A 20,752-nucleotide genomic window follows, 5' to 3' on the forward strand; every position below is an offset into this window, starting at 1 on the left:
CTTGTCCGATCAGGCTGTCGATATCGACCGCTCGCAGTTCGACCTGGTCGCGCACCGGCTCGCGCAGCCGCGGCGCACCGCGCCGCACTGCTTCGGCCCGTGGCTCCGCTTGTTCCGGCAGCTCTCCAAACAACTCGTCACCAGCCATCATCCCCCTCCTGCAAATCAATCCGCGAAGAGAATCACAGCTGCCACGCGCCCGATATAAAAAGATTCACAGTCTCGTAGGGTGGGCAAAGCGAAGCGTGCCCACCATCCACGTTCGCTGCAAGAAAGGTGGGCACGCTGCGCTTTGCCCACCCTACAAGACGGTCCCAAACAAAAAGCCGGCGCGATCATCTCGCGCCGGCTTTTTGATTGGCGTTGAAGCCGCTCAGTTCAGCTTGGAACGAACCTCGGCGATCCCCTTGGCGAGGAGGTCGTCGGCAATGGGGCCCTTGACCGACTGCGACAGGATGGTGGACGCCGCCGTCACCGCGGCATCCGCCGCAGCAGCACGGACATCCGCCAGAGCCTGGGCTTCGGCGAGCGCGATCTTGTTCTCGGCGGTCTTGGTCCGCCGCGCGACAAAATCTTCCATCTTCGTCTTGGTTTCAGCCGCGATGCGTTCGGCGTCCGCCTTGGCGCTCGCGACGATTTCCTCCGCCTCGCGCTCGGCAGTCGTGCGCTTGGCCTTGTATTCGGCGAGCAGCTTTGCGGCCTCTTCCTTCAGACGGCGAGCGTCATCGAGTTCGGCCTTGATGCGTTCGCTGCGGTTGTCCAGCGCCTTCAGCACCGTGCGATGGATGCCAAGATAGGCAAACACCACCATCAGGATGACGAAGGCGATCGCAACCCAGGTTTCCGGCTCGGTCAACATCAGGCTTGTCCCTTCAGCGAGGCGTCGACGGCGCTGTTCACAGCAGCGCCATCCGGCACAGCGCCGGTCAGCCGCTGCACGATCGCGGTCGCCGCATCCGCCGCAATGCCGCGGACATTGCTCATCGCCGTCGCCCGTGTCGCCGCGATGGTTTTCTCGGCGTCGTGGAGTTTGGCCGTAAGCTTGTCCTCCAGCACCTTGCGTTCGGCTTCGGAGGCCGCGTTCAGCTTCTCGCGGGTCTCGTTGCTGATGGCCTGAGCGCGGGAGCGCGCGGCCGCCAGGTCGTTCTCATAGGCCTTCAGCGCAGCGGCGGACTCATCCTTGAGCTTCTGCGCGTCCGCCAAATCGCCCTCGATCATGTTCTGGCGCGCTTCGATCACGCCGCCGACACGTGGCAGCGCGAAGCGCGACACAATGATGTAGAGCGCGACAAAGGCGACAGCCAGCGACACCAGTTGCGAGGCGTAGGTGGACGAATCGAACGGAGGGAAAGCTCCGCCGTGGCCGCCATCGGCTTCGGTGTGGGCGCCGGCCTTCTGGCCTGATTTTTCGCCATGACTCTCAGCCATGGAGTTCTCCTGTAGCTGTCACGGACGCCGCCCGCAGGCGGCGCAAGAGTGTACCGCTCAGAGCGGAACGAACAGCAAGAGCAACGCGATCAGCAGCGAGAAGATGCCGAGCGCTTCGGTCACGGCGAAGCCGAAGATCAGGTTGCCGAACTGGCCCTGGGCGGCGGACGGATTGCGCACCGCGGCGGCAAGATAATTGCCGAAGATGACGCCCACGCCGACGCCCGCACCGCCCATGCCGATGCACGCGATGCCCGCGCCGATAAGTTTAGCTGCTGCCGGTTCCATAGTTTGCTCCTTGGAGAGAAAGACAGATGTGGGTGGAAATTCCCCGGACCGCTCAGTGTCCCGGATGAATGGCGTCGTTGAGGTAGATGCAGGTCAGGATCGCAAACACATAGGCTTGCAGGAAAGCGACCAGCAATTCGAGGGCGGTCAATGCGACCGTGAGGGCGAGCGGCATCACGCCGCCGAGCCAACCGACGGCGCCGAGCGAGACGCCGAGCATCGCGACGAAACCCGCAAACACCTTCAGCGCGATATGGCCGGCCAGCATGTTGGCAAACAGACGCACGCTGTGCGAGACCGGCCGCAGGAAGAACGACAGGATCTCGATGAACATGACCAGCGGCAGGATGTAGATCGGCACGCCGGACGGCACGAAAATCTTGAAGAACTTCAGCCCGTTCTTGTAGACGCCGTAGATCAGGACGGTGAAGAACACCAGCAGCGCGAGCGCGGCGGTGACGATCAGGTGGCTCGAAATCGTGAACGTGTAGGGGATGATGCCCACGAGGTTCGAGACGCAGATGAACATGAACAGCGAGAAGATCAGCGGGAAGAACTTCATGCCTTCCGCGCCGGCGGTGCTGCGGATGGTGCTGGCGACGAACTCGTAAGAGATTTCGGCGACCGACTGCAGGCGCCCCGGAACCAGTTGCCGGCCGCTCGCCAGCATCAGCACCGAGATCAACGCTACCGCCACGAACATGTAGAGCGTCGAATTGGTGAAGGCGATCGTGTGATTGCCGATATGGCCGATCGTGAAGAGGGGCTCGATATTGAACTGGTGGATCGGATCGATTTTCATCCGCGCGGCTCTTGGTCCCCCGGCTTATCCGCCGGCAATCGAATTACAGATGTCGTGACTTCCGCCAGAACTCAGCGCTTGCCTGAGGCCACGCCTGCAGACCTCACCACGTTGACCACGCCGGCCGTGAAGCCGAGCAGCAGGAACACGATGAGACCGAACGGCGATGTCGACAGTAGACGGTCGAATCCCCAGCCAATCGCCGCCCCGACGACAACGCCCGCGACCAATTCCGAGGAAAGGCGGAAGCCGAGCGCCATCGCCGAAGCTCTGGCCGCACCGTCTCCGCTTTCAGTTCCGGATTGATCAGTCCTGATTTTGCGGCTGTCGCGAATTTCGGACAACCGATGATCCAGACTTCCGAGCCTTGCGGAAAGCGCAGCTTCGTCGGACGACGACTGGTCGCGATTTCCACTTGCGTTGTCGTTTTTGTTTTCCGCCATGCGGCAGACACTAAACGATGCTGCGGTTGATGGAAATTGCGCCGCCACCCTCAAAAGCCGCGCGGACCATACTTACCGTGTCCGATCAAGTCAAGATTGCGTAACAACCAGTTAGCGCATTGATTCGATTGCACTTCTTTGGAGATATTCCAGATGTCTGCGACCTGTCATCGCAACGCAACAGCCGACATTCAGGCCGCGGCGGTCTTGCACCGGTCGGGGCGCTCTGTTGGGATGGGCGCATCGTCGCACCAATCCCGCTCGGAGCCGCCATGTCGCGCCAGGTCGACTACTACTTCTCGTTTCAATCTCCCTGGGCCTATATCGGCGACCGGCCGTTCCGCGATCTCGTCACTGGCTTTGATCTCAAGGTGAACTACAAGCCTGTGGTGCTGGTCGACCTGTTCTCGGAGACGGGCGGCTTGCCGCTGCTCAAGCGCCACCCGGTGCGGCAACGTTATCGGATGGTGGAATTGCAGCGCTGGCGCGACCGGCGCGGATTGCAGTTTCATCTGAGACCCGCGCACTGGCCGTTCAATGCCCGCCTTGCCGACGGCGCGGTTATCGCTGCGATTGAGCTGGGGCTCGATCCCGATGCTTTCCTGAAGCGCGGTTTTGTCGCGGTCTGGGAGGATCAGCTCGATCTCGCCGATCCCGCGACGGTGGCGCGCCTCGCCGACGAAGCGGGCCTGCCCGGCAGCAAGCTGGTGGAACGTTCCGCCTCGGAGGCGATCAGCGCCACCTATGAGCAGAACCGTCAGGATGCGATAACGGCCGATGTATTCGGCTCGCCCGCCTATGTGCTCGATGGCGAGGTGTTTTGGGGGCAGGACCGGTTGGATTTGCTCGCCGATGCATTGAAGTCGGGCAGGCCGCCCTATACGTCGGATATATAGGGGCGCGGCATTCTTTTCTGAGTCGGGAGCACGCCGATGCGCCACGCGACGTCTTCATCAAGAGTCCCCGCCGTCCTCGCGGTCGTAGTGTTGAGCCTGAGCGGCACAGCCTTTGCTCAATCCCGGCCGGATACCGAGAACGGCCGCTACGCGTTGTCGACCACCACCGATGGCGTGCTGCGGCTCGACACGCGGACCGGCACGGTCTCAACCTGCAACAATAATTCGGGTACGGGCTGGGCCTGCTATGCCGTGCCCGACGAGCGCGCCGCGATGGACGCGGAAATCGGCCGGCTGCAGGCCGAGAACGAGACGCTCAAGGCCGAGCTCGCGCAGCGCGATCAGGCCGCCACCGGCAAGACCGACGAGGCGCTGCCGAAATCGGACTCGCTGAAGAAAAGCGAACCGAAGGTCGCCGAGGGCGGGCGCAGGATCGAAATCCCGTTGCCGAGCGATCAGGATATGGATCGCGTGATGTCCTTCCTCGAACGCGCCTGGCGCCGCCTGGTCGAGATGGCCAACCGCGTGCAGCGCGACACGTCAGGGAAGATTTAGTTTGGCAAGGTAGGTCCTTCATGACCTCGACCCGATCACTCTCGCGCAGCGCTCCATCAACCGTCAGTGCCACCACCGTCGTGTCATCGCTACTGACCGTACACACGTCGGGCGTCGGCTTCACCAACCTCACCTCGGAAGTCGCAAAATTCCTGCGCGAGGCGCGCGGGGCGGAGGGGCAAGTGACGCTGTTCATCCGCCACACCTCGGCATCGCTCACCATCCAGGAGAATGCCGATCCGACCGTGCTCGAGGATCTCCTCACCGTGCTGCGCCGCCTGGCGCCGGAGAATGGCGGATGGCGCCATGACACCGAAGGTCCTGACGACATGCCGGCGCATATCAAGACCATGCTGACGTCGACCTCGCTCCAGGTTCCGGTGCTGGATGGCGAGCTCGCGCTCGGCACCTGGCAGGCGATCTACCTGATCGAGCATCGCACGAGGCCGCATCAGCGCGAGGTCGTGCTGCAGTTCATCGGCAGCATCAAGTAGAGGCGACGCGGTCTGGCTGGTTCACCTCTCCCGCTTGCGGGAGAGGTCGGCGCGTCAGCGCCGGGTGAGGGTTCTCTCCCCACCGGCAGTCCCAATGCGGAGGCACCCCCACCCCAGCCCTCCCCCGCAAGCGGGAGAGGGAGCGCAGCATCGATCGGGGATGCAATTCGATCCAAACAAGATCGGCCGCGGATCGCTCCGCGGCCGATCGAGCAAGCGCTGAAAAGCGCGCTTCGTCTCAGGTCTTGCTGATATCGACGTCCTTGGTCTCCGGCAGGAACAGGAAGCCAACCACCGCGGTGATTGCCGCGAAGATGATCGGGTACCAGAGGCCGGCATAGATGTCGCCGGTCGAGGCCACGATCGCGAACGCGGTCGCCGGCAGCAAGCCGCCGAACCAGCCGTTGCCGATGTGGTAGGGCAGCGACATCGAGGTATAGCGGATGCGGGTCGGGAACAGTTCGACCAGCATGGCGGCGATCGGGCCGTAGACCATGGTGACGAAGATCACCAGGATGAACAACAACCCGATCACGGCCGCGACCTGCGGACGGAAGATGTCGAAGGGATTCGACATCTTCACGATGCCGGCGTCACCCGTCTTCGGATAGCCCGCCGCCTGGATCGCCGCCAGCACCGCCGGATTGGAAGTCTTGGCGTCGGCATAAGGCACTTCCTTGCCATTGACCACGACCTTGACGCCGGAGCCGGCCGGGCCTGGTGTCGTCGCGTACTTCACCGACGACTGCGCGAGGTAGGCACGGGCAGTGTCGCACGGCGCGGTAAAGACGCGGGTGCCGACTGGGTTGAACAGATCGCCGCAGCCTGCGGGATCGGCCACGACTTCGACCTTGGTGGATTCGATCGCCTTCTCCAGCGCCGGGTTGGCGTTGGTGGTGATCATCTTGAAGATCGGGATAAAGGTCAGCGCCGCGATCGCGCAGCCGGCGAGGATGATCGGCTTGCGGCCGATCCTGTCGGACAGCGCGCCGAACACGATGAAGAAACCGGTGCCGAGCAGCAGCGACCAGGCGATCAGGAGGTTGGCGGTATAGCCGTCGACCTTCAGGATCGATTGCAGGAAGAACAGCGCATAGAACTGGCCGGTGTACCAGACCACGCCCTGGCCCATGGTGCCGCCGATCAGGGCGAGCAGCACGATCTTGGCGTTGGCCCAGTTGGCGAAGGCTTCGGTCAGCGGTGCCTTGGAGCTCTTGCCCTCGTCCTTCATGCGCTGGAACACCGGCGATTCGTTCAACCGTAGCCGGATCCAGACGGAGATGCCGAGCAGCAGCACCGACACCAGGAACGGAATGCGCCAGCCCCATTCCGCGAACGCCTGTTCGCCGGTCGCGGTGCGCGTGAACAGGATCACCAGCAGCGAGAGGAACAGGCCGAGCGTGGCGGTGGTCTGGATGAAGGAGGTGTAGTAGCCGCGCTTGCCCTGCGGGGAATGCTCGGCGACATAGGTTGCTGCACCGCCATATTCGCCGCCAAGCGCAAGGCCCTGCAGCAGGCGCAACGCGATCAGGATGACCGGCGCGGCGATACCGATGGTGGCGGCGTTGGGCAACAGGCCGACGATGAAGGTCGACAGGCCCATGATCAGGATGGTCACAAGGAATGTGTATTTGCGGCCGACGATGTCGCCGACGCGGCCGAACACGATGGCGCCGAACGGACGCACCAGGAAGCCGGCGGCGAAGGCCAGCAGGGCGAAGATGTCGCGAGTCGCCGGCGGATAGGCCGAGAAGAACTCCGCGCCGATGATGCTGGCCAGCGATCCGTACAGGTAGAAATCGTACCACTCGAAGACGGTGCCGAGCGAGGAGGCAAGGATGACGAAGCGTTCATCCTTCGTCATCCCGGCGCGGCGCGCCGAACTTGCAGTCATTGTGGACATCTGGATCATTCCCCCCAAATTATTGCTGCTGAACTCGCCTGCCGAGTTCGGCCGGATGAGCTACGGGCTTCGAAAGAGGGTAACATCGCGGCAAAAGCCGCCCCAATACGACTTTCGGCCCTCTTCACGCCCTTCCACGCCGCGAGGAACTGTCGGTCGCGCGATCCCGATCTGGATTCGACGCGCGTGTTGCGATGCACAAGCGCGCGCATTAACTGCTTCGACAGACGGTAGAATTACGGCTTGCACGCAGCCTTCGCTCGGAGGACAAGGGAAAAAAGGGGGCGGCGACCCGCTCAAGAGATACCGATGACTGCTGCTGTCCAGACCCATCTTGTCATCGCCGATGACCATCCGCTGTTCCGCGATGCGCTGCGGCAGGCGGTCGCGAGCGTCGTCAGTTCGGCTGCCATTACCGAAGCAGGTTCGTTCGACGAGCTCACCGCCTTGCTCGAGAAGGACGCCGACGTTGACCTTATTCTGCTCGATCTGACCATGCCGGGGATCAGCGGCTTCTCCGGCCTGATCTATCTGCGCGCGCAATATCCGGCGATCCCGGTGGTGATCGTATCAGCCAGCGATGATGCCACCACGATCCGCCGCTCGCTCGACTTCGGCGCGTCGGGTTTCATCCCGAAGCGCTTCGGCGTCGACACGCTGCGCGATGCCATCATGAAGGTGATGGACGGCGACGTCTGGGTTCCCGCCGACACCGACCTGTCATCCGCCGGCGATCCCGAGATGGCGCGGCTGCGCGACCGGCTGGTGACGCTGACGCCGCAACAGGTGCGCGTCCTGATGATGCTGTCGGAGGGTTTGCTCAACAAGCAGATCGCCTACGAGCTCGGCGTTTCCGAGGCCACCATCAAGGCGCATGTATCAGCAATCCTGCAAAAGCTCGGCGTCGAAAGCCGCACCCAGGCCGTGATCGCCGCCGCCAAGATCGCCGGCGGCCAATGGCGCCAGGGCACGCCGCAGGTGTGATCAGCCACCGCTGAATTGTAGGGTGGTCAAAGCTTCGCTTTGACCACCCTACGCGTCTGCCCGGCGGCATCGATGGAGAGCCTGTTGGCCCAAAACATCTACGACGATCCTGTCTTTTTTGCCGGTTACACCACTTTGCCGCGGTCCGTCCGCGGGCTTGACGGCGCGCCAGAATGGCCGGCGGTCCGCGCGCAACTCCCCGATCTGGCCGGCAAGCGCGTCCTCGATCTCGGCTGCGGCTTCGGCTGGTTTGCGAGATGGGCCCGCGCGCAGGGAGCTGCACATGTGCTTGGGCTCGATCTCTCCGAGAACATGATCGGTCGCGCGAGGCTGAATACCCACGATGCCGGCATTGAGTACAGGATCGCCGATCTCGAACGGGTCGAGTTTCCGCCGTCCTCGGTCCACCTCGCCTATAGCTCGCTGGCCCTACACTACATCGAGGATTTCGAGAGGCTCGTGCGCAGCGTCTATCACGCGCTGCGGCCGGGCGGGCGTTTCGTCTTCACCATAGAGCATCCAATCTATATGGCTTCGAGAAAGCCGGGCTGGCGCACTGATCAGGAGGGGCGCAAGACGTGGCCAGTCGATGCATACGCGCTTGAGGGGCCACGCAAGACGAACTGGTTTGCGGATGGCGTGATCAAGTATCATCGCAGGATCGGAACGACACTGAATATGCTGATCGGCGTCGGATTTGAGATCCGGCACGTCGAGGAATTTGCTCCGACACCCGATCAGATTGCCGCAATGCGCGATCTTGCCGAGGAGCTGGAGCGGCCGATGATGTTGATCGTCGCAGCCCAGCGGTAGGCCCGCTGAGATCTACTCCGCCGCCACCATCTGCTGCGTGCGCCATTGCCCCAGCAGCGCCCGCAATGACGCCGGCTTCACCGGCTTGTTGAGCACCGCGATGTTTTCCTCGCGCGCGGCGGCACGGACATTGGGGCTGCGGTCGGCGGTGATGAGGATCGCGGGCAGGCCCTCGCCGAAGCGGCGGCGGATGTCGCGGATCGCGGCGACGCCGTTGCCGCGGTCGAGATGATAGTCGACCAGGAGGCCGGTGACGCGCCCGCCCGCGGCCTCGATCGCGCCGATCGCGCTTTCGGGATCGGCGACCGCGATCACCTCGGCGCCCCAGGCCGTCAAGAGCGTCCTCATGCCATCGAGGATCGCCAGGTCGTTCTCGATGCAGACAATCAGTGCGCCTCTGATCGGGGTCTTGGCGAGCGGCGTCGCGCTGGTCACGGGCCCTGTATGATTGATTGCCTTCGCGACCGGCACGGTCACGGAGAACATCGAGCCGCCACCGGCATTGCCATCGAGCGCAATGCCATGGTTGAGCACGCGCGCCAGCCGCTCGACGATCGACAGCCCCAATCCCAGGCCGCGCGCGATCCGCGCACCCTGTTCGAGACGATGGAACTCCTTGAAGATCTCGCGGCGCTTGAGCACGGGAATGCCGACGCCGGTGTCGTAGACGCAGATCTTGAGCGACTGTCCGCGACGGCGGCAACCCACCAGCACGCGGCCGCGCGGCGTATATTTGATCGCATTGGAGATGAAGTTCTGCAATAGCCGCCTGAGTAGCGAACGGTCGGACTCGACTGCCAGCGAAGACGGCACGAAGGCCAGCTCCAGCCCCTTGGCGCGCGCGATCGGCGCAAACTCGATTTCCAGCGAGCGCATGAGATCGCCGATCTTGAAGCGGCTGATCGACGGCGTCATGGCGCCGGCATCGAGCCGCGAAATGTCGAGCAGCGCGCCGAGAATCTCCTCGATCGCTTCCAGGGAGTCGTCGATGTTCTCGACCAGGCGGGAATCCTCGCCGCCCTGCTGGCGCTCCACCATGCTCGTGACGTACAGCCGCGCTGCGTTCAAGGGCTGCAGGATGTCGTGACTGGCGGCGGCGAGAAATCGCGTCTTGGAAATATTGGCATCTTCGGCGGCGCTCTTGGCCAGCGCCAGCTCGGAATTGAGGCGGGTGAGTTCCTCGGTGCGGTCGCGCACGCGCTTTTCCAGCGTCGCATTGGCACGCTCCAGCGCCTCGGCCGCCTCGAAGCTCGGCGTCACGTCGGAGAAGGTGATGACGAAGCCGGCGCCGGGCATCCGGTTGGTGCGGACCTCGATCACCATGTGGCGGTCGGGCAGCCGCTCCAGGTAAGGCTCGCCCTCGGTGGTGTAGGCGGCGAGCCGCTTCTCCAGCATGATCTGGGCGTCGCCCGAGCCTGACGGATTGACCGCGCCCATGAACTCCAGGATTTCCGACAAGGGGATGCCGAGTTGAACCAGATGCGCCGGCAGTGCCAGGATCTCGGCGAATTGCCGGTTCGAGCAGATCAGTTGCAGATTGGCGTCGAACACCGCGATGCCCTGGCGCACATGGTTGAGCGCGGTTTGCAGGATCTCGCGGTTGAAATGCAGCGCCGCATGGGAATCGTCGAGCAGCTTGAGCGCGGCCTTCGCCGAAACTGTGCGCTTGCGGAGCAGCAGCGACATCACGAGCCGCGAGGAGGCGGCGCCGATCGAGGATGCGATCAGGCGCTCGGCATGCTGCAGCAATTCGAGGCCGGCGGGCGCCGATGCGTTGAGCGCGCCGCCACGCTCGGCCGCAAACGCCTCGAACGCGTGGCCGGCGCGCTCGGGCCCGAGATATTGGGCCACCGTGCTCTGGATGTCCTGCACCGTCACCGTGCTGCGCCAGCGCCGGAAACTCGGTGCGATCGGCGTGAAGGTGTGGGGCACGAACAGGTCGGCCTGCAGCCGTTCGATCGAGGTCGGCTCGCGCGCCAGCGAGAACACGAGGTAGGTGAAGATGTTCAGCGACAGGCTCCACAGCACACCATGCAGCAGCGGCGGCAGGTCGGTGCCGAGCAGCGCCTGTGGCCGCAGCGCCTCGATGCCGAAGGGGCCGTGCTGCAGCAGCATCAGTCCCGTGGTGCTGCTCTCCAGGAAGCTCGGCAGGAACAGCGTGTAGATCCACACGGCAAAGCCGACCACCATGCCGGCCATAGCACCGCGCGCGGTGGCCCGCCGCCACAACAGCCCACCGAAGAAGGCGGGCGCAAGCTGGGTGATCGCCGCGAACGACAACAGCCCGATCGCGGCAAGTTGAGTATTGCCGAGCGCGCGATAGTAGAAATAGGCCATCACCATGATGCCGAAGATCGCAAAGCGGCGCACGCTCAGCAGGAAGTCGCTGAAATCCTTCTGCCCGGCGAGCGCTTCGCGGCTTCGCTGCAGCACCATCGGCAGCACGATGTCGTTGGAGACCATGATCGACAGCGCCACGCATTCCACGATCACCATCGCGGTGCCCGCCGACAGCCCGCCGATGAAGACGGCGACGCTGAGCAGCGATGCGTTGGCCTCCATCGGCAGCGCCAGCACATACATGTCGCTGTCGACGGCGCCGAACGGGAAGGTCACGAGCCCCGCGATCGCGATCGGGATCACGAACAGGTTGATCGCGACGAGATAAAGCGGGAACAGCCAGCGCGCGCGCCCGACCTCCTCCTGGCCTGAATTCTCGACCACGCTGACGTGGAACTGGCGCGGCAAAAGCATGATCGCGCAGAACGACAATAGCGTCATGGTCAGGAAATTGCCGACCGACGGCACATATTCGATCGCCCGCACCGCTTCCGGCGTCTTCATCGCGCGCTCGATCAGTTCGGTCGGTGAGAACATCCAGAAGGTGACGAAGATGCCCGCGGCGAGGAACGCCACCAGCTTGACGATGGATTCGGTCGCGACCGCCAGCATCAGGCCGTGCTGATGTTCGGTGGCATCAGCCTGCCGGGTGCCGAACAGCACCGCGAATACGGCCATCGCAAGCATCACCACCAGCGCGATGTCGCCGAGGATGGGGACCGAGGAAAACGCCCTGTCCTCGGCCAGGATCGTTTCCAGCGAGGAGGCGATCGCCTTGAGCTGGAGCGCGATATAGGGCACCGAGCCGATGATCGCGATCAGCGCCACGGTGGCGGCCACCGCCTGGCTCTTGCCGTAGCGCGCGGCGATGAAGTCGGCGATCGACGTGATGTTCTGCGACTTGGCAAGCCCGATCACGCGGCGGAGCAGCGGCGTACACAAGCCGATCATGAGGACCGGCCCGACATAGATCGCCAGGAAGTCGACGCTGGTGCGGGTCGCAAATCCGACCGAGCCGAAGAAGGTCCAGGAGGTGCAGTAGATCGCGAGCGACAGCGGGTAGATCACCATGCCCGCGCGACCACGCTTCGTCGGCAGCGAACGATCGCCGCGGCTGGCGACAAAGAACAGGAACCCGATATAGCCGAACGCGGCGGCGATGACGCCCCAGTCGTGCAGCATCGCTGCTGATCTCCCTTCCCGGCCTCAGAGCGGGCCGTGACGGGAGAGTATAGCGGGATCAGGCGGATAGCGCACCGTGCGCCGCCGTTCCGATCCCGGATGTCGCGTCGTTAGGGTTATTCTGCCGCCATCGACCGCTTGCGGAGCGGCAGCCCAAGCCGCTCCCAGACCTGCAGCAGCGCCTCGGCGAGGCCGTCCATCAGGCCGTCGTCGTGGTAGGGCGACGGGGTGATCCGCAGCCGCTCGGTGCCCTTGGGGACGGTCGGGTAGTTGATCGGCTGGATATAGATGCCGTGCTCCTCGAGCAGGATGTCGGTCGCGCGCTTGCACTTTTCGGGGTCGCCGACGAAAAGCGGCACGATATGGGTGTCGCTCGACATCACGGGCAGGCCGGCCGCGTTCAGGATCGCCTTGAGGCGGGCGGCGCGTTCCTGGTGGCGCTCGCGCTCCCAATTCGAGGTCTTGAGGTGGCGGATCGCCGCGGTCGCGGCCGAGCAGATCGCCGGCGGCAGGGCGGTCGTGAAGATGAAACCGGGCGCATAGGAACGCACGGCATCGATGATCTCGGCTTTGGCGGCGATATAGCCGCCGAGGCAGCCGAACGCCTTCGCCAGCGTGCCTTCGAGCACGTCGATACGGTGCATGACGCCGTCGCGCTCGGCGATGCCGCCGCCACGCGGCCCGTACATGCCGACCGCATGGACCTCATCGACGTAGGTCATGGCGCCATAGCGCTCGGCGAGGTCGCAGATCTGCTCGAGCGGCGCCACGTCGCCGTCCATCGAGTAGAGGCTCTCGCAGGCGATCAGCTTCGGCCGGTCGGGACCGGCCTCGCGCAACAGCTCCTCCAGATGCGCGAGGTCGCTGTGGCGGAAAACTTTCCGCTCGCAGCCGCCCTGGCGGATGCCTTCGATCATCGAATTGTGGTTCAGCGCGTCCGACAGGATCAGGCAGTTCGGGATCAGCTTTGCGATCGTCGCGATGCCGGTCTGGTTCGAGACATAGCCGGAGGTGAACAGGAGCGATGCTTCCTTGCCGTGGAGGTCGGCGAGTTCGGCTTCGAGCTGCACCAGAGGATGATGGGTGCCGGCGATATTGCGGGTGCCGCCGGCGCCGGTGCCGACGCGGGTCGCGGTCTCGACCATGGCGCCGACGACCTTGGGATGCTGGCCCATGCCGAGATAGTCGTTGGAGCACCAGATCACGACATTGCGCTGGCCCTTCGGCGAGTGCCAGATCGCGTGCGGGAAGCGGCCCGCGATCCGCTCGAGGTCGGCAAATACGCGGTAGCGCCGCTCGTCATGGAGGCGGTTGAGGGCGGCGCTGAAAAACTGGCTGTAATCCATCGGCAAACCTGGAGCAGGACCCGGCCGGGGCGGCCAACTCTTCTTAGAGCTTTTCAATCTCTAATGTCTATCCGCTATCCCACGTTCGGGCATGCGCCAGACATTGGACAGATTGTCCATGGAAGCGCGGCAAATATTGATGTGGATCAACGACCTAGACCTGTCGCCGGAATGCGGGCCGATAGCTCCTCGGGCCGCATCGTTACGCAATCGCACGATGCCCGCAATTGTCCGGATCAGCCGAACCGGAGTGTATAGCGTCAGGTGGTGCGGAAACGCAGCACGCCGTCGATCGCCTCGGCCGTCAGCCGGCCCTCGACCAGCATGTAGTTGACGTGGGCGATCAATTCGCCGGCGGCGAATCCCATCTGGTGCGCGTCCAGCACGTGCTTGTGGAATACGACCGGCACCAGCTCCTTGGAGGTCTTGGCGGTCTCCCGGCAGGCCTCGGCGATCAGCCCGCAGCGCTCCTCGTGATGATCGGCGAGCTGCTTGATCCGTGTCTTCAGGCCGTAGAACGGCACGCCATGGCCGGGCAGCACCAGCGCGTCGTAGGGCAGCGTGGTGGTCAGGCTCGCCAGCGAGGCCAGATATTCGCCGAGCGAATTCTGTTCCGGCTCGACGGCCCAGACACTGACATTGGGCGAGATCTTGCTCAACACCTGGTCGGCGGAGAGGAACAGCTTGTCGGCGGCGCAATACAGCATCACCTGGTCGAGCGCATGTCCGCCGCCCGTGATGACCTTGAAGCGCCGCGTGCCGATCACGACCTCGTCGCCATGGGTCAGCCGGCGGTAGGACGCCGGCAGCACCGAGACCCGCTTCAGATAATCCTGGCCGCGGCCGAGCAGCTTGTCGGTCAGGTCCTCGTCCATGCCGTGACGGCAGAAAAACAGACGTTGCGCGGTCAATCGTTCGGCGGTGCCGCGGTTCTGATGATAGACCGACTGCAGGTATTCGACCTGTGACATGTATAGCGGGCAGCCGAACCGCTCGATGATCCATCCGGCGAGCCCGACATGATCGGGATGCGAATGGGTCACGATCAGGCGCGTGATGGTCGTGCCCTTGAGCGGGCCTTCGAACAGCGTGGTCCAGGCTGCGATCGATTCCTCGTTGCCGAAGCCGGAATCGATCATGGTCCAGCCGTCGCCATCGGCGAGCAGGTAGATGTTCACGTGGTTGAGGCGGAACGGCAGTTTCAGCCGCGCCCAGAGCACGCCCGGCATCACTTCCACGACCTGGTCCGGGCCGGGGTGATTTTCGAGGGGGTATCGCAGTGCCTCAGCCGAGGACTGCACGCTGTCTGTTTTCGAATGCATCGTCTATCGGCTTAGCGGTACCGGCCGCCCGGCGCTAGCTCAAAAAAGCAGATGCCGGTTCCGATAATGGGCATGGATTGCCGTGGGAACGTCATTCCGGGGCGATGCGCAAGCATCGAACCCGGAATCCATTTCTCCAGCAGGATTTGTCGCCCGATGGATTCCGGGTTCGCCTCTTCGAGGCGCCCCGGAATGACGGTGTTTCTATGCCGCGCGGATATTCGACAGGAACGCGTCGATTTCGGCGCGCAGCACCTCGGCCTCCCGGCGCAATTCGCTGGAGGCGTTCAGCACCTCGCCGGCGGCCGTTCCGGCTTCCGCCGAAGCGCTGCTGACGCCGACGATATTGCTCGAGACTTCGCTGGTGCCGCCGGCTGCGTGCTGGATGTTGCGGGCGATCTCGCGCGTCGCCGCGCCCTGTTCCTCGACCGCGGCGGCGATCGCGGTGGTGACGTCGTTGATCTCGCCGATCGTCGTGCTGATATTGCGGATCGCGGAAACCGCCGTCGCCGTCACTTCCTGCATGCTGACGATCTGCTGGCGGATCTCGTCGGTCGCTTTCGCGGTCTGGTTGGCGAGGCTCTTCACCTCGGAGGCGACCACGGCAAAGCCGCGGCCGGCTTCGCCGGCGCGTGCCGCCTCGATCGTGGCGTTGAGCGCGAGCAGGTTGGTCTGCGAGGCGATGGTCTGGATCAGGTCGACCACCACGCTGATGCGGCCGGCGTTCTCGGCGAGACCCTGCATGGTGACGTCGGTCTGGCCGGCTTCGTCCACCGCTTTGCGCGCGATCTCGGCCGAGGTCACGACCTGCCGCCCGATCTCGGCGATCGAGGAAGAGAGCTCCTCGGTGCCCGCGGATACCGTCTGCACGTTGACTGAGGTTTCCTCCGCTGCGGAAGCGACCGTGTTTGCCAGCGCGCTGGACTGGTCGGCGGTCGCCGACATGCTCTGCGCCGTGGACTGCATCGAATTGGCCGCGTTCTGCAGGCTGTCGAGCGCGCTGCGGACGGTGGACTCGAATTCGACGATATGGGCTTCCATGCGCGAAGCACGCTCCGCCTTGGCGATGCGGTCCTTGTCCTGCTCGGCCGAGAGCGCGCGGCCTTCGATCATGCTTTCGCGGAACACCTTCAGCGCGTTGCCCATCGCGGCGATCTCGTCGTCCTGGCGGCTCTGAGGGATGTCGGTGTCGAGATCGCCGGCCGACAGCCGCTGCATCGAGTCCTGCAGGCCCTTGAGCCGCTTGAGAATGCTGCGGCCGACATAGAGCCAGACGAACAGGATCGAGCCGATCAGGGTGCCGATGCCGAGCGCGAGCATCACCATGGTCGCAAACGAAATCTCCCGTTGCGCCTGGCTGGTGGACGCGTCGGTCGCCTTCCGCACGCCGTCGACGAGCTGCTGCACGCTGATGCCGAGGCCGATATTGAGCTTGCGGGTCTCCTCCAGGATGGTCTCGCCGAAATCGGTGGCGTCCAATTCCTTCTGGCGGACCTTGAACACGCCGGTCTTGCCCTGGCCGAGCGTCTGCAGCTTTGTGGCGGCGTCGGCCAGCGTCTTGGTGCTCGAATTCTTAGGCAGCATCTCCAGATTGGAAATCGTCTGCGAGAGCACCCGCTTGAAATCCTTCTCGATCGCTTCCAGCGTGTCGCTGTTGGTCGCCGACAGCGCTGCGGCCATGTTGGAGGCCAACAGGTTGCCGCTGGCGATCACATCGCCGAGCTGCTCTACGACGCGTGCGGCGCTGCTCGCGTCGTCGGACGACGGCTCGGCCGCGCCGAGGATCGCATGGAGCTGGCTCTGCGCGTCCATCATCGCCGGCGCTGAGGCCGCGACGAACTCGGCCTGCGCCTTGCGCAGCGTTTCATACAGCTTGTCGTGCAACGCCGCCGTCTCGAGCCGCTCGCGCGCGGCCGAGCCGAGGCTCTCGATCACGTCGTCGATGTTCTTGACCGTCTCGGTCAGCGCCTTCCCGATCGCCTTGTCGGCACCGAGCTTGATGATCTCGTCGAGCTTCTGCAGCGCCTGCGTCTGCGTTTCCTTCATCTTGGCAGAGCGCTCGTTCAGCGCCTCCTCGGTGCGCGCGGCGAGCAGCGCCGGACCCTGGCTTGCGAGGCTCGCGCTTTGTGCCGACAATTGCAGGCTCGCAGCGAGCCGCGGGATGTCGCGGCCGGAAAGGTCGCCCATGGTCTTGCCGAGCTGTTCGAACACCATGGCGGCGCCCGCGCTGATCACGATCGCCATGGCGGCGATGACGGCGAATGCCGCAAACAGGCTGCCCCTGACGCCCCATCGCGGGCGCCGGATGCCCTTAAGTTTCATTTTACCGAAGCGGAATCGTAACGCCATTTGCCTGCCCCGCAGTCACTGTCCTTGAGCTTGAATCCTCGCGCGGCAGTATCGCGATGGCGGGTTAACAAAATCGGGAACCAGAATGCGCGGCGGTGCAATTTTTGCGCGCATGGCGGCGTTGAAGTAGCTTTCTACCGCACGCCGGAATTGATCGCGCGGTGCTTGCCGGACGCCAGTACCTACAACCTCTCGAGAATCAAAAAAGGCCGGCGAGATGCCGGCCTTTTGTCTCTTGTTCAGATTCTTGGATCGCGGTCAGTAGCCGGTTGCCACCGGCCCGCCGAAATTGCCGAAATTGAAGCGGTAGTTGATGCCGGCCTTCACGGTGTGCTCGTCATTATGGAAGCTGCCGAACGGCACCAGCGGGGCCGGCGCAACGAAGCGGCTGTCGCCGAAATCGTAGAATTGATACTCGGCCTTGGCCGACCAGTTTGGCGCGAACATGTATTCGATGCCGCCGCCGACGGTAAAGCCGTTGCGGTGCCTGTCGCTCAGCGCGAATCCGACCGGGATGCCGCCGAACCTCAGCGTTTCGTTGTTGTCGGAATAGGCATAGCCGCCCTTCGCGTAGACCAGGCCCGGGCCCCAGGTCCAGCCGACGCGGCCGGTGATAGAGCCGATCCCGCGCTGGTCGTTGTTGTAGACGAAGCCGCCGGGGAACGCCGCGCTGACCTGATCGCCTCCGAGCCAGGAATACTGACCTTCGACGCCAACCAGGAAGTTTGGATGGAATTGCCAGTCGCCGCCCACCTGGACGCCGCCGAGGAAGCGGGTTTTGTGGTCGCTGAGCGCGAAGCCGTTAAAGGTGTCGCTGCTGGTGAAGGCGCCGCCGATATGGCCGCCGACATAGAAGCCGGTCCAGTTGTAAATCGGCGCGGCGTAAACCGGCGCCGGGGCTTTGCTGTAATAGGGGCGGGCGCCGAGATCGGCGCCGAATGCCGGCGCGGCTGCGGCGAACGCCGTGAGGGCAACGGTTGCGAGCAGGATCTTCTTCATTTCTAGTCCTCGGAGATTCAAAATGAGACGCTGCGCGCAGCGCCCCCTGGCGCGAATAAAGACCGCATTTGAATAAAATGATGTCAGCGGGGGGCGATCGCGGTCGATAATCCAACCTATTGGCCGGTAATTGTTTTTTGTGCTTAACGGCGGCTTAAGGAAGGGTGAAGGAAGGCTTAATCTGCACCTCGCGCGCAGCCTTTGCGGAAATCTTTCCTAACGAGGCAAGACTTGCTTAACCAAGCCTGCGCCTGATGTCCTCGCGCATCTGTTCGCGGAACTGAGCTTTGCGCGCCGGCCGTTCCTTCTCCGGGACGTCATGGCGGTCGAACACGTTGAACTTCTCGAGGATCGGATAGTGCTCGCTGGCCATCGCCAGCACGCGCAGGAGATCGGCGACTTGCGCGCTCGGTCCCGTCACCTCCCAGCGGCGGACGGTGTTGGCGCCCTCGGGCCCTTTCAGTCCGCACAGCTTCGCCATGTCGGCCACCGTGAGTGGCCGGCCAATGGCCTCGCCGAGATGCTCGCGGAGCTTTTTCAGCTCTGGGCCGGTCATCGATACCTCATTGGGACCGGAACATGATCCGGAAAAGTGGGCGCCAGCTTTCGAAGCGTCTGCGGGAATATCATGCTCACACAAAAGATAGAGCGGAATGACGGTTCATCACGCTTTAGTGGCGCTGCATTCGGATGGTTTGTGAACCAGATCACATAGCCCATCGCGGAAGCAAGTTATACCGCACGCCGATTCCTGATGAGGAGGAGATCATGCGCAGCTTGATTGAAAGCCTCACACCCGACGCTTGCCGAATCGACTGGAAATGGATCGGCGCCATGTTCGCGTTTTATATGGCAGTGGTGGTGATTGCGGCCGGTCTGCTGATGACCCATCGATCCACGAAAGGCTCGGCCTACGAGATGTCGCTGGCTGCGGTCGCTTGCGTGTCCTGCGCGCCTGCCGCCGATTGATCGGCTGGATCATGATCCGATCGGATGGAATCGGATCATGGTCTCATCTCATCTTCGCCGATCGACTTTCAAGAGTTGCTATGGCAACCGACGCCGCGAGGGCCGAACTTGTCGTCATATTCCGAGGCTATTCTCGGCGGACCGCTGACGCTGGCTGTCTCTCTGTCTGCTATGGTGCACATCGCAACCTCTCTCACTGATGAATTGGTGAGCACAGTTGACTGCAATCGTCGCAAGATGTTTCTGCGCCATCTTGTTGCGCAACCCCGCCATGCATCATTCGCTTTGACAGCGATGTGATTTGCGCCGAAAGAAAGGCGCATTCTCCATGGCGCAAAGTTGGGGAGGAACAGCGCGCACGAAGTTTTTTGTGATGCGCTTATTGGACTGTCGAAGTTGGCTGAGGCCTTTTTGGGGGACGCGCTAATTGCTGTTGCCGGTTGTCGATTGCAGAGATCGCAGTCCTCGCGATCATCTCCCCCGGGTCAAGGCGCTTCCGGCCATGGAGTCTGATCTGAGCCCGCAAGGGTGGATCTGGTGGCCTGAACGTGAGGATCTCTCGCTCGAGTTCATGCGCTTGCTGGCTTCCGTCCAGGAAGGCGGCGCGACTTTTTCGGAATGCTGGCTCACCGCCAGCCGCATCGATTTCGCTGGCGACGATGGCGACGATTCTTGGCACCGGGAATGGATTGGCGCCGCGGAAGTAAATCGCGAGCGGGCTTCATCCGCGGCCGCACAGGGCCATCTGGCGACGGCGAGGAGCAATTGGCTGCGCGCCATCAACTATTATCTTACCGCCGCATATCCGCTTGATCTTTCGCCGGACAAGCGGCGGTTAGCGATCGCGTCGATGCGCGAATGCGCCGCGAAATATCTCAACTGCCGCGAGCCGGTCGGCGAGGTCGTCTCGATACCCTGGCTGAACGAGTTCACTTTGCAGGGATATTATTTGCCGGCGCGCCGCGGCGGCGATCGTGCGCCGGTGGTCATCTGTATCGGAGAGCCCGGACACCACAAGGAAGAATTCCTGTTCAAGCTTGCGCACCACGCCTCCGAGCGCGGGATGGCGCTGCTTGCGGTGGACGTCCTGGGCGACGGCAGCGGCCAGTTATTCGAGGAGGTGTCGCTGCGCCGCAAGCCGCAGCGGGCCATTGCACCGATCATGGATTACCTTGTCGGCCGCGACGATGTCGATGAGCGGCGGATCGCGATCCTCGCCGATGGCTGGAGTTCGTCCTTTGTCGCGCGCGGGATCGCCTTCGACCATCGCTTTGCTGCGGCCGTTTGCGACGGCGGCATCTGGGATCTGCATATACGGTCATTCCTGAATCCGCAGGACAGATCGTTCGGCATCGAATCGTGTCCTGAATTGGAAGCCGACCGCATCCTGAGGAGCATCAGGTGTCCGTTGCTGATTGCCGCGAGCGGGCGCGGCGGACTCAGGGCGGACAGGGTTGCAGAACTGACGGATCAGTTGCGGGCGGGGCGGCGCGACCGGGACATCACGCTCGAGATTTTTGAGAGCGCGGAGACTGCCGCAGGCCAGGGGCTCCTGGACAATCCAACTCTCGCCAACGAGTTCATTTTCGATTGGATAGCATCCCGCATCGCGGCGCAGCCTTTGAGATAACAGGATCTA

At 63.5% G+C, this 20,752-nt stretch carries 19 protein-coding genes and 1 pseudogene; 7 read left to right on the forward strand and 13 right to left on the reverse strand.

What is annotated here, in order from left to right:
• The 6 genes and pseudogenes from YY7_RS60415 to YY7_RS0117580 form a co-directional block, all read right to left on the reverse strand.
• A pseudogene (locus YY7_RS60415) lies at positions 1 to 151 on the reverse strand (IS5/IS1182 family transposase); the annotation flags it as partial.
• A gap of 222 nt (positions 152 to 373) precedes the next feature.
• On the reverse strand, positions 374 to 859 hold the full coding sequence (locus YY7_RS0117560) for an ATP F0F1 synthase subunit B (protein ID WP_028164391.1): 486 nt from the start codon (positions 857 to 859) through the stop codon (positions 374 to 376).
• Positions 859 to 1,428, reverse strand: coding sequence for an ATP synthase subunit B (locus YY7_RS0117565; protein ID WP_028164392.1), 570 nt, complete (start codon positions 1,426 to 1,428; stop codon positions 859 to 861). Before YY7_RS0117565 ends, YY7_RS0117560 begins: the two co-directional genes overlap by 1 nt.
• Positions 1,429 to 1,485: 57 nt before the next feature.
• Complete coding sequence (locus YY7_RS0117570; RefSeq protein WP_027537362.1) at positions 1,486 to 1,716, reverse strand: F0F1 ATP synthase subunit C; 231 nt, start codon at positions 1,714 to 1,716, stop codon at positions 1,486 to 1,488.
• A 52-nt stretch (positions 1,717 to 1,768) separates the two neighbouring features.
• The gene (locus YY7_RS0117575) at positions 1,769 to 2,518 is read right to left on the reverse strand and encodes a F0F1 ATP synthase subunit A (RefSeq protein ID WP_028164393.1); all 750 of its coding nucleotides are present in this window, start codon (positions 2,516 to 2,518) and stop codon (positions 1,769 to 1,771) included.
• A gap of 71 nt (positions 2,519 to 2,589) precedes the next feature.
• A complete protein-coding gene (locus tag YY7_RS0117580; RefSeq protein ID WP_027581444.1) occupies positions 2,590 to 2,961 on the reverse strand; it encodes an AtpZ/AtpI family protein in 372 nt (123 codons plus the stop codon).
• 272 nt (positions 2,962 to 3,233) lie between these two features.
• On the opposite strand from YY7_RS0117580, the gene YY7_RS0117585 reads away from it, so the two are divergent.
• Genes YY7_RS0117585 through YY7_RS0117595 form a run of 3 tightly spaced genes read left to right on the forward strand, consistent with a single transcriptional unit; the run spans position 3,234 to position 4,906 of the window.
• The gene (locus YY7_RS0117585) at positions 3,234 to 3,857 is read left to right on the forward strand and encodes a 2-hydroxychromene-2-carboxylate isomerase (RefSeq protein ID WP_028164394.1); all 624 of its coding nucleotides are present in this window, start codon (positions 3,234 to 3,236) and stop codon (positions 3,855 to 3,857) included.
• Positions 3,858 to 3,893: 36 nt separating this feature from the next.
• Positions 3,894 to 4,412 (forward strand): hypothetical protein, encoded by a 519-nt coding sequence (locus tag YY7_RS0117590; protein WP_028164395.1) that lies wholly within the window; start codon positions 3,894 to 3,896, stop codon positions 4,410 to 4,412.
• A 20-nt stretch (positions 4,413 to 4,432) separates the two neighbouring features.
• Positions 4,433 to 4,906, forward strand: coding sequence for a secondary thiamine-phosphate synthase enzyme YjbQ (locus YY7_RS0117595; RefSeq protein WP_028164396.1), 474 nt, complete (start codon positions 4,433 to 4,435; stop codon positions 4,904 to 4,906).
• A gap of 238 nt (positions 4,907 to 5,144) precedes the next feature.
• Here the strand turns inward: YY7_RS0117595 and YY7_RS0117600 are convergent, their stop codons facing one another.
• Positions 5,145 to 6,770: an MFS transporter gene (locus YY7_RS0117600; protein ID WP_196237282.1), complete on the reverse strand. Its 1,626-nt coding sequence runs from the start codon at positions 6,768 to 6,770 to the stop codon at positions 5,145 to 5,147.
• A gap of 348 nt (positions 6,771 to 7,118) precedes the next feature.
• Here YY7_RS0117600 and YY7_RS0117605 point away from each other — a divergent pair, with 348 nt between their 5' ends.
• Entirely contained in the window at positions 7,119 to 7,793 is a 675-nt protein-coding gene (locus YY7_RS0117605; RefSeq protein ID WP_028164398.1) for a response regulator, read from the forward strand.
• Positions 7,794 to 7,877: 84 nt separating this feature from the next.
• Positions 7,878 to 8,606 (forward strand): class I SAM-dependent methyltransferase, encoded by a 729-nt coding sequence (locus YY7_RS0117610; protein WP_028164399.1) that lies wholly within the window; start codon positions 7,878 to 7,880, stop codon positions 8,604 to 8,606.
• 12 nt (positions 8,607 to 8,618) lie between these two features.
• On the opposite strand, the gene YY7_RS0117615 is transcribed toward YY7_RS0117610, so the two are convergent.
• The 6 genes from YY7_RS0117615 to YY7_RS0117640 form a co-directional block, all read right to left on the reverse strand.
• Positions 8,619 to 12,128 (reverse strand): hybrid sensor histidine kinase/response regulator, encoded by a 3,510-nt coding sequence (locus YY7_RS0117615; protein ID WP_028164400.1) that lies wholly within the window; start codon positions 12,126 to 12,128, stop codon positions 8,619 to 8,621.
• A gap of 116 nt (positions 12,129 to 12,244) precedes the next feature.
• Complete coding sequence (gene hemA / locus YY7_RS0117620; RefSeq protein WP_028164401.1) at positions 12,245 to 13,474, reverse strand: 5-aminolevulinate synthase; 1,230 nt, start codon at positions 13,472 to 13,474, stop codon at positions 12,245 to 12,247.
• Positions 13,475 to 13,734: 260 nt separating this feature from the next.
• Positions 13,735 to 14,796, reverse strand: coding sequence for an MBL fold metallo-hydrolase (locus tag YY7_RS0117625; protein WP_028164402.1), 1,062 nt, complete (start codon positions 14,794 to 14,796; stop codon positions 13,735 to 13,737).
• A gap of 204 nt (positions 14,797 to 15,000) precedes the next feature.
• Positions 15,001 to 17,145, reverse strand: a complete 2,145-nt coding sequence (locus tag YY7_RS0117630) for a methyl-accepting chemotaxis protein (protein WP_028164403.1) — start codon at positions 17,143 to 17,145, stop codon at positions 15,001 to 15,003.
• A 258-nt stretch (positions 17,146 to 17,403) separates the two neighbouring features.
• Positions 17,404 to 18,144 carry an outer membrane protein gene (locus tag YY7_RS0117635; RefSeq protein ID WP_028164404.1) on the reverse strand — a complete coding sequence of 247 codons (741 nt, stop codon included), beginning with the start codon at positions 18,142 to 18,144 and terminating at the stop codon, positions 17,404 to 17,406.
• 235 nt (positions 18,145 to 18,379) lie between these two features.
• Positions 18,380 to 18,700, reverse strand: a complete 321-nt coding sequence (locus YY7_RS0117640) for a helix-turn-helix domain-containing protein (protein WP_028164405.1) — start codon at positions 18,698 to 18,700, stop codon at positions 18,380 to 18,382.
• A 212-nt stretch (positions 18,701 to 18,912) separates the two neighbouring features.
• Here YY7_RS0117640 and YY7_RS51945 point away from each other — a divergent pair, with 212 nt between their 5' ends.
• Both YY7_RS51945 and YY7_RS0117650 read left to right on the forward strand, forming a co-directional pair.
• Entirely contained in the window at positions 18,913 to 19,113 is a 201-nt protein-coding gene (locus YY7_RS51945) for a hypothetical protein (protein WP_051396768.1), read from the forward strand.
• 502 nt (positions 19,114 to 19,615) lie between these two features.
• Positions 19,616 to 20,743 carry an alpha/beta hydrolase family protein gene (locus YY7_RS0117650; RefSeq protein WP_051396769.1) on the forward strand — a complete coding sequence of 376 codons (1,128 nt, stop codon included), beginning with the start codon at positions 19,616 to 19,618 and terminating at the stop codon, positions 20,741 to 20,743.
• Positions 20,744 to 20,752: the final 9 nt, after the last annotated feature.

Source organism: Bradyrhizobium elkanii WSM2783, assembly GCF_000472865.1.
In the GTDB taxonomy this organism is placed as follows: Bacteria; Pseudomonadota; Alphaproteobacteria; order Rhizobiales; family Xanthobacteraceae; genus Bradyrhizobium; species Bradyrhizobium elkanii_A.